Below are 8815 nucleotides of genomic sequence, written 5' to 3' on the forward strand. Positions count from 1 at the left end.
CTAATAAGAACACCTGTAGATACTTCAAGACAGCTACATAATTGTGTGAGTGATGTACTTGCGACCTGTTGACTAAGCCATACACATAAAGCAACTAACTCCTTTGCTTGATATTTACTCTTTCGCTGAACGAATCCTTTTTCTTTAGCTAGGTGTTCTAGAACATGAGGAGACATATGTCGTTGTAATTCTTCAGCAATCGGTTGAAGTTCGTCAAGAATCGAAAAATCCATAAAAAAACGCCATCCTTTCCTATAATTCTACAGAAAGGATAACGTCTTTTTTGCTTTATGGATAGTGTAAAACCTTAGCTTGATAGCGATGTGGCGGTACCCCAAATAGCTGTAATTCATCAGATACAGAAATAGACATACAAAAACGCCACCCTTTCCTATGATGATACAGCAAGGATAGCGTATTTTTTTCATTTTAGGGAATTCTTGTTTTGTTAGTTTGATAGTCATGTGGAAGAATTTCTTAAATAGCTTCGAAGAACTCTATTCTAAAAAATACATCTATATTTTACTGGTGATGATAAGTTAATTAAAGTTGATGGATAGCCAAACTCCATTGAAGCATCTATAAATTCTTCTAAATGTTGTACCGATTCAGTGACTATTTTCACCAAATAACTATATTGTCCGGCTAATCTGTGGCACTCAAAGACCATGGGATTTTCTTTGCAAAAATTTCTGAATTGTTGACATTTTTTTGATTCAAACAAAACAAAAGCCGTTACATTCTTATTTAATTTCTCTGGGTTTATAACTGCCCTATAGGCTGTAATAATATTTTTATCCTCTAATTTTTTTACTCTTTCTTTTACAGCAGGTGTTGATAAGTTCACCATTTTTCCTAGTTCAGTCATAGATATGCGTCCATCTTCTTGAAGAATATGTAAAATATTTCGGTCAATATGGTCCGTTTTAAACATCCCCTTTTTATTTAAAGCAAAACGCTTATAATAAATAAATTTTTTAAGTCTTTTGGATGAAATAGCTAATAATTTGTATTTAAACAAAATTATATTATATTTATAATTTTATGTATATAATGAAAAAAATGTTATTGGAGGAATAAAAATGGGACTTGAGATGAGGAAATGCTGTGAGAAATGTAATAATAAGGTTGAAGAGCAATCTTTAGCTTTTATTTGCACACATGAATGTACATTTTGTGAGGAGTGTACAAAATTAATGAATTATGTATGTCCTAATTGTCAAGGAGAGCTTGTCAAAAGACCTAGACCCCTATCTAGTAGTGTCTGCTCTCTTAACATATAACAATACTACTTATTAGGTTCGTAACGAAATAGGTTCAAAAGATAAAAGGGGGCGATATTATGATTATTAAAATGAAGAAAGATATGGGGAACATATATAAATTATAGTATAAAGGAGTTTTTATATTGAACCAAGCTTTGCTTATTATTGATGTCCAACAAGAATTAGTTGATGGTAATAACGAAACTAAAAATGTGCTTAATAAAGAAGCATTGTTAGATAATGTTAATTTGGTTATTAATAAAGCACTAGAATCACATGCTTTGATTATCTTTGTAAGGGATAAAGATGTTGCTGGTGGCAAAGGTCCAGGTTTTCAAATACACCAGACAGTAAAAGTGCCAACCAATGCAAAAATATTTGATAAAGTAGCTACAAATGCGTTTTATGGTACACTATTAATGGATTTTTTAAAGGAAAACGAGATCGAACATCTTATTATCATGGGATGTAAAACAGAACACTGTATTGACACAGCGGTTAGAACTGCAACGGTGAATCATTTTGATGTTACTTTAGTTGGGGATGGTCATTCAACGACAGATTCTTCAATCCTATCTGCTGAAAAGATAATAAGTCATCATAATGAAATACTTCATGGTCATTACAATGTTGACAATTTTTCTGTTGTTCGGACCAGCCGAGAGGATTTGTTTCAACCAATTCATAACAATTACCGATAAATCACTATTTACCCTGTTAAATTGAGAACCTCAAAAAAATTATTGATCTATAGCAATCAGGAGTGATTGTGGAATAACCCAAACCACATTTAAACGAATGTGTGTTATTATATTTTTAATATGGAAGTATATCATATCAGAAACTAAAAAAATTTATTTTAACCCCGTTCTAAAATTGGAACGGGGTTATGCGTATTTAAGACATTAAAATAAAATACATTTATTTTAATTTTACATTTAATGGTTTAATTCTTAGATAGAAATTTCGTTTTGGGGGTAATTCAAAATATTAGCTTGATGGGCATGTGTCAATACCCCATGTCCATCAAGCTAACCAAGTAAATTACTAGATACGAAATGATCCTGGTTTCAAAACTAGCAAGTGATAAAAAAGTAGGCATGCTAAAGAAGCCTATTAAAATGCAATTTTTTCCCTAGGCAGCTTGTCTATGCTTCACCGTCGTTTTATACACAATCCCTAGAATATCAAAGACGGTTATCTTCTTATACCTATGACATTTACGACCGTTTTTTTGAGCGGCTGATAAAGGCGATGCACAATTGTGTAAGTGATGTGCTAGCAATTTCTTGACTGAGCCATACGCAAAGGGCAATGGGTTCGTTTGCTTGATACTTACTAAATCGCTGTACAAAGCCAACTTGTTTGGAGATATCTTGCAGGACTACTGGAGATAAAAAGTATTGTAGCTCTTGTGCGAAAAGATTCAGTTCACTTGAAATAATAGGATTCATTAAAAATACCATCCTTTCTCATAAACTTCTTACGATAAGCATAGCGTTTTTAAAATTTTGAAGATGTGATTTTAACTTTGTTTGATGGGCATGGGGTGGGACCCATAATAGAAATAATTTTAGGGAGTGAAATATTTTTTTAGTAGGTTATTAGTAAAACTTATTAAATTAATAAGAAAAACAAAATTTAATTATCGCTAAATGTCTTATAGGATTAATAAAAAGGAGTGTCTGGAGGGATTTATATGGAAATTACAATTAAACCAGTTGCATATGTTCATAATTCTCGTGAAGAAATGAGAGATGATAATTGGGGTTGTGTTGTTTCAGTAATTGAACTAACTGATGAATTAAATGAATCTGCATTACAAGGAATAGAAGATTTTTCACACTTAGAAGTGATTTTTTACTTTGATAAAGTATCTGATGATAAAGTCCAGTATGAAGCAAGGCACCCAAGAAATAACCCTAATTTCCCGAAAGTTGGCATTTTTTCGCAAAGAGGGAAAAATAGACCGAATAAATTGGGTGTAACTACAGTTGAATTGATAGAGCATACTGGAAATAAGTTAGTGGTAAAAGGATTAGATGCAATAGATGGAACGCCTATTATTGATATTAAACCTGTAATGAAGGAATTTCTTCCTAAGAATGAAATTAAACAAGCAAATTGGTCTACTGTTTTAATGAAAGATTATTGGAAGTGATGTGATAGAGAAAAGGGGGTATATATGTGAGCACAGTTCAAAAAAATATTTTAGCTTGTTATAACGGGATACATATTCGTGTTTTCGATAATAAGAAAGATGATATTGAACAGTTAACCCAAGTATTAAATAAGTCATATAAAAAACTGGCTGATTTAGGTTTTAATTATCTGGCAAGTCATCAGGATTCTAGTATTACTCTTGAACGAATTAACAAGGCATTATGCCTTGTTGCCATTCGAAATAATAAAATTATTGGTTCAATTTCTTATTACTCACCAGAGAAAAACAAAGGATGTAATTGGTATAACAAAGATAATGTAGCAACAATAGGTCAGTTTGGCATCCATCCTTCTTATCAATCAATGGGAATCGGAAGAAAGTTGATTGAATTAGTTGAAGAGTTAGCAATAAAAGAAGGGATAGAGGAGCTCGCATTAGATACAGCTGAGGGAGCCAGTCATCTTATTAAATATTATGGTGATAAGGGATATCGTTTTATTGAATATATCAATTGGGAAATTACAAATTACAGAAGTGTTGTTTTAAGTAAAAAATTAATTAAAGTAACTACTGATAACAAGGATTATGTGAATAGGATGTCTCTTTCTTAGAATACGGAAGGGGTTTTTGGTAATGAAACTTAGTAGTTTATAAGCAATACTTTGCGGTCTATGACAGCAACCCTGTCACTACCTCTTTATAATGTTTTGAATCTATACTTTTCTTGCTGATTTTGAGGATATAAGGAGAATATGAACAAAGTCAATGATTGCAGGGAAATGAAAGCTAACTATACATATTTGCTTACATTAAAATTCACTTGATCTTTGCGCCCGCAAAAGGAAGGGACAGTGCCTATCAAATTGTAATCATTGATGATGTTCCAAATAAGGCTAAATTAGAAAACATCTCATATTTTTAATCCCCATAATTTGTTAACTGTTGAGAAATAAAAAATTATTTTGAAACACCCCCATAACGGAAATTTTTACCTTCTTACAGTTATTTATAAGAACTCGGCTCATTTTTTTCGTTTTGGGAACAATGCATTTCTTAACTTGATGGCGATATGTCAATACCTCTATATGTAAAATGGATATACGGAAAATTCTAATTATATTAGATGGATAAACAAGAAACCTTTGTAGGGGTGACTTTATCTTGAATTTTTCTGCTCAGTCTGTGACCAAATGAATACAAGGTAATTAGAAGCGCTTCATGTAAATGTTTTTCTTTATCTAATAATGGAATAGTAACGAATCCACTTATTAAAAAGTAAATAAATTTTACTTCAATTCTATCTTCGTTATGATTTTTAAAGGAGGTCTTGCTAATGAGGAAAACACTTCCCATTTTCTTTTTCATTTTAATGATATTAGCTGGATGTAATTCTAATACAGTTAACTCATCCCTATATAAAGGGAAGAGCTTAAACATCGGTATTATAGGAAATGCTCCAAAAGTAAGGGAAGAAAACGTGAAGTTCACAACTATAACTTTGAATGAGTTAGAGGAAGGGAAAACACTTGCATCAAAATTTGATGCCGTTTTTATTATGAAGGAGCATTTGTCAGAGGCTGCCGATAGTAAATATGCGAAAGTATATAAAGAGGCAGGGATTCCATTTTTCTTTATTGAGACAAAAAAATCATATATTCCTTTTGTTGATGAAAAAGTATCTTATGAAGATTTTCCAAAAGTAGAATCAGGTGAATATGCGACAGGTTATTTTCAAGAGGGTGAAAATATTCAAAGTTGGGGTTTTGGACTATACAATGATAATGTAAATGAAGCAAATATTAAGGATGTATATACACGAATATTTAGTACAATCGAATCCCTAAAAATAAGGAGTTGACATAACTTAAACAGACTATAATGAGAAGCGGATACCGAAACCAACTTTGTATTCGTCAAACTGCACGGTAAGAACAGAGGTAAACCGATGACCTATGGAGATGTAGAAGCTCTTTTCAAACGATATTGTCTATGATGTATTAACACCAGATTTTATGAAGGCGCATATTGAACTCTTAATGATGGATTTGAATGCACATACTACTACTACAGAGAGTCATTATTTACATGACGATAAAGAAGAGATTGCTGTGGTTATGAAAGGTCAAGCATATGTTGAATTGGAAGGAACCGAATATTTTTTAGATGAAGGAGATGTGGTACGCATTCCACCAAATGTTAAACACCGATTTTTGAACAAGAGTGCTGAACCTAATCACATTTTATTCGTACTAACCCCATCATTAGTTTAAATAGCTCCTCCACATGTAAATATTAAAAGAGAGAGTTATTTTAACCACTAAAAAGGGGGCCTCCCCATACTCACCAACTTAAGAATTCAGAATTACCCCAAAACGAAAAAATGAACTAAATTCTCATAGACACCTACGAAAAGATAAAAATTTCGTTTTGGGGCATTTCAAAATGTAAGTTTGATGGGCATGTGACGCTACCTCATCGCCATCAAGCTAAGAAAAGCAACTATCCCAAAATGAGAAATTTGACACCTCAGATGAAAATGTACAAATTTTTTGTTTAGGATCGTTATAAAATTCTTAAGTTGATGGTGATGTAAGATGATTCCTATCTTAAAATGCGGATTTATAAAGGATTTTTGATCAAATGCTATTTAAAATCTACAGTTACAAAAGAATCTGTGATTGAGGAGTTTAAAGACTTATTGATCTAAATCTAAACTTCTTTCGTTATATCATACTTTAACAATTGTCGGTGGTCATAAAATTTTTCAAAAATAACACCCATTAAATAGAAAAATAATAAACCAAAACAAATGTGAATGAGTGTAAATTTAATTCCAAATGAAGCAAATTCATATACCATAATCGGTAATTTTGCAGTTGTCCAAACTCCTAGAAAAAATACAATGTATCGTATGCTCGCTCCTTTTTTTAATAAAAGTGCCGCGATTGGAAAAGCAACATAGAGTGGACCGGCTGCAATTCCTCCTAGTAATAGGGAGAACAAGATGCCATAGATGCCAGATTTTTCCCCCATATATTTAATTAATGTTTCTTTCTTCACCCACTGGTCAAGCAACCCTACGAATATTAAGACAGGAGGAAGTAGAAACAGCATATCTAAAATACTTTTTCCTGTTAATTGAAATGCGTTCCATCCCAACGATTGGTTTATAAAAGCCAATATAATGAGTCCCAATAGTAAAATGAAAAAGAAACGATATCTTTTTAATTCATTCATACCATCACCACCCAAATAATATACGAGAATATGAGAGACATTAACAATGCAGATGCATTACGAGAATAAGCAAAACTTCGCCCAAATATCTTTTGTTCCATCGGTAAAGTTGTGATTCCTACTGACATGAATGTAGACATTAATACCGCAACTTGAGGGAGGCCTGCACCATTTTGGACTAATGTATTTCCTAGAGGAAACACAATAAAGCTTGGAATGAGTGCAACAGAGCCAATTATTGCTGAATAAACAATACCGATGAATCCAGATTTTTCCCCAATGATGGAAGAAATGAAGGAAGGCGTTAATATAGATAGTGATAGTCCAACGAAAAGCATAATTGATAACATGTCAGGTATAATATTACGAAACATTTTCCATGACTTTAATAGAGCATCTTTTGTTTTATTTCGATCCTTTATAAAAGAGATACTGATAAGAATAATAGCGATAGCGTAAAGGATAACACCATTAATCATGATCATACTCCTTCCATTCTTTATATTTGTTTAAGAAAAATGATAAATTCTTAATTTTTTCTTCAATATCTATTTGAAAATCTTCTAATTTTCTTTTTCCAACTGTAGTAATTTTGTACATCTTTATCGGCTTATCTTGATCAGTTGTATCCAAATAAGACTCAACAGCACCTTCTTTCTCTAATTTTTTTAGTGTGCGATATATGATGGCACTATCAATTGGATTGATGGGAAGCTCTTCTTCACATTTCTGCAGAAGTTTCCCTCCATAGCAATCTCCCTCTGTTAAAAACAGCAAAAGAAATGCACCTGTATGTCTTCCTGTATGTTTCATGAAATATATAGCCTCCTAATTTAAATGTAAAAAAATTTTTTCGTTAACATAACATTAAAGTCAACACTGTTAATAACATATTACTGTCGTTAACAGTAATATGTTATTAACAGTATAAAAATAATTTAAATGTTATGTCAATACTAAAATATACTACATGTTTTTTTATCTTTGTGATAACATGAATTCAATTGCAAATACTACCGAAGAATTGATAAAGTCAACAGAAATGAATGCGATGTCTTCTAGGGGGCATGTAACGCTCCCCCTATAAGGGTAACAAGGCAAATATTATATAAAATGATAACGAAAATAATAGATATGTCTGAATCACTTGGATGAAATCACTAGTTTCAAAAAAGCCTTCACGCAATGATGATTGCATGAAGGCTTTTGATGTTTTTTTATTTTTTTGTCTCGTTGACCCATGTAATAATGTCCTGGATGACGTACTCGGGAACATTGGCAGGGATTTCGTATTCACTAGGACGACTTAATTCCCCGTCACCCTCCGTGAAGAAATGATTCAATTTCGGGTATTCTTTGAACTGAACATTCCCGCGGTTTGAAAGTCCTTCCTGCCATTTTGTATATTCATCTTTTACTGTTACTTGATAATCGCATGCCCCTTGCAGAATCAGTAAAGGCTCTTTTCGTAATTTTGCCTCCTCAACTGGACGCCACCTAGAAACATCATACATAAAATGAGGAAACGGAAAATTGTAGCCAGCTGGCGGATGGTCAGGATTGAAAGTAGGATCCTGGATAAAAGGAGGCCACTGAAAAAGTCCTCATTATAAGAAAAAGGAGTCTGTCACCTACTATATACAGGTGACAGACTCCTTTTCACTTTCAATATACTGATAAAATATGTCTTGTTTTTTCGAAACAATCACTTTTTCAGTGCCTCCGGATAAAAGCGAACTGTCTTTTTAGTTCATCGATTACTTCCTTTGGTTCCCCAAGGTATTGATTCTGATCAATGGCAATGTCAGTCAAAGGGCGTGCAGGTGGTGCGAGTAAGATACTTCCTCGGACAAGTGAGGAAGGCGCTTTGCTCAGTATACGCGGCATTGTGCCAGCTCCTAGGCTATGTCCGAGAATGAAAATATTATTTGGATCAATGCCTTCCTGCTGCGCTGCTGATTTTGCTGCATATATGGCATCATCTGTAGTATCACGGTCTAACGTACCAGGTTCTGCACTCATCTTTAATGCGTGTTCTAAGGAACGTTTTTCATAGCGCAACACTGCAATTCCGTTGGATGAAAGGCCCACCGCAAGGTCTCGTAAGATTTTTGTTCCCAAATATGTACTATCGCGATCATGGATGCCA

At 33.1% G+C, this 8815-nt stretch carries 9 protein-coding genes and 5 pseudogenes; 7 read left to right on the forward strand and 7 right to left on the reverse strand.

What is annotated here, in order from left to right; genetic code table 11:
* Positions 1–233, reverse strand: a pseudogene (locus BR72_RS16820) (IS4 family transposase); the annotation flags it as partial.
* Between the two features lie 269 nt (positions 234–502).
* Positions 503–934, reverse strand: coding sequence for an Lrp/AsnC family transcriptional regulator (locus BR72_RS16825; RefSeq protein WP_035432052.1), 432 nt, complete (start codon positions 932–934; stop codon positions 503–505).
* Between the two features lie 148 nt (positions 935–1082).
* Here BR72_RS16825 and BR72_RS16830 point away from each other — a divergent pair, with 148 nt between their 5' ends.
* The gene (locus BR72_RS16830) at positions 1083–1283 is read left to right on the forward strand and encodes a DUF1272 domain-containing protein (RefSeq protein WP_035434724.1); all 201 of its coding nucleotides are present in this window, start codon (positions 1083–1085) and stop codon (positions 1281–1283) included.
* Positions 1284–1408: 125 nt separating this feature from the next.
* Positions 1409–1966 (forward strand): isochorismatase family protein, encoded by a 558-nt coding sequence (locus tag BR72_RS16835; protein ID WP_035434727.1) that lies wholly within the window; start codon positions 1409–1411, stop codon positions 1964–1966.
* A 555-nt stretch (positions 1967–2521) separates the two neighbouring features.
* Here BR72_RS16835 and BR72_RS16840 read toward each other — a convergent pair.
* A pseudogene (locus BR72_RS16840) lies at positions 2522–2719 on the reverse strand (IS4 family transposase); the annotation flags it as partial.
* A 245-nt stretch (positions 2720–2964) separates the two neighbouring features.
* On the opposite strand from BR72_RS16840, the gene tsaA reads away from it, so the two are divergent.
* The 5 genes and pseudogenes from tsaA to BR72_RS25025 all read left to right on the forward strand — a co-directional run.
* The gene (tsaA, locus tag BR72_RS16845) at positions 2965–3426 is read left to right on the forward strand and encodes a tRNA (N6-threonylcarbamoyladenosine(37)-N6)-methyltransferase TrmO (RefSeq protein WP_035434729.1); all 462 of its coding nucleotides are present in this window, start codon (positions 2965–2967) and stop codon (positions 3424–3426) included.
* Between the two features lie 26 nt (positions 3427–3452).
* Positions 3453–4040, forward strand: a complete 588-nt coding sequence (locus tag BR72_RS16850; protein WP_051957348.1) for a GNAT family N-acetyltransferase — start codon at positions 3453–3455, stop codon at positions 4038–4040.
* A gap of 722 nt (positions 4041–4762) precedes the next feature.
* On the forward strand, positions 4763–5287 hold the full coding sequence (locus BR72_RS16855; RefSeq protein WP_035434731.1) for a hypothetical protein: 525 nt from the start codon (positions 4763–4765) through the stop codon (positions 5285–5287).
* A gap of 24 nt (positions 5288–5311) precedes the next feature.
* A pseudogene (locus BR72_RS27170) lies at positions 5312–5410 on the forward strand (tyrosine-type recombinase/integrase); the annotation flags it as partial.
* Positions 5403–5699: pseudogene (locus BR72_RS25025) on the forward strand (cupin domain-containing protein); the annotation flags it as partial. The pseudogenes BR72_RS27170 and BR72_RS25025, both read left to right, overlap by 8 nt.
* A gap of 439 nt (positions 5700–6138) precedes the next feature.
* Here the strand turns inward: BR72_RS25025 and BR72_RS16865 are convergent.
* The 4 genes and pseudogenes from BR72_RS16865 to BR72_RS27690 all read right to left on the reverse strand — a co-directional run.
* Positions 6139–6666, reverse strand: a complete 528-nt coding sequence (locus tag BR72_RS16865) for a permease (protein WP_035434734.1) — start codon at positions 6664–6666, stop codon at positions 6139–6141.
* Positions 6663–7145 (reverse strand): hypothetical protein, encoded by a 483-nt coding sequence (locus BR72_RS16870; protein WP_035434736.1) that lies wholly within the window; start codon positions 7143–7145, stop codon positions 6663–6665. The genes BR72_RS16865 and BR72_RS16870 overlap by 4 nt, the downstream gene beginning before the upstream one ends.
* Positions 7138–7479: a PadR family transcriptional regulator gene (locus tag BR72_RS16875; protein WP_035434739.1), complete on the reverse strand. Its 342-nt coding sequence runs from the start codon at positions 7477–7479 to the stop codon at positions 7138–7140. Before BR72_RS16875 ends, BR72_RS16870 begins: the two co-directional genes overlap by 8 nt.
* A 404-nt stretch (positions 7480–7883) precedes the next feature.
* Positions 7884–8815 (reverse strand): annotated as a pseudogene (locus tag BR72_RS27690) (alpha/beta hydrolase family protein); the annotation flags it as partial.

The organism is Bacillus sp. UNC322MFChir4.1 (assembly GCF_000746135.1).
In the GTDB taxonomy this organism is placed as follows: domain Bacteria; phylum Bacillota; class Bacilli; order Bacillales; family Bacillaceae_G; genus Bacillus_A.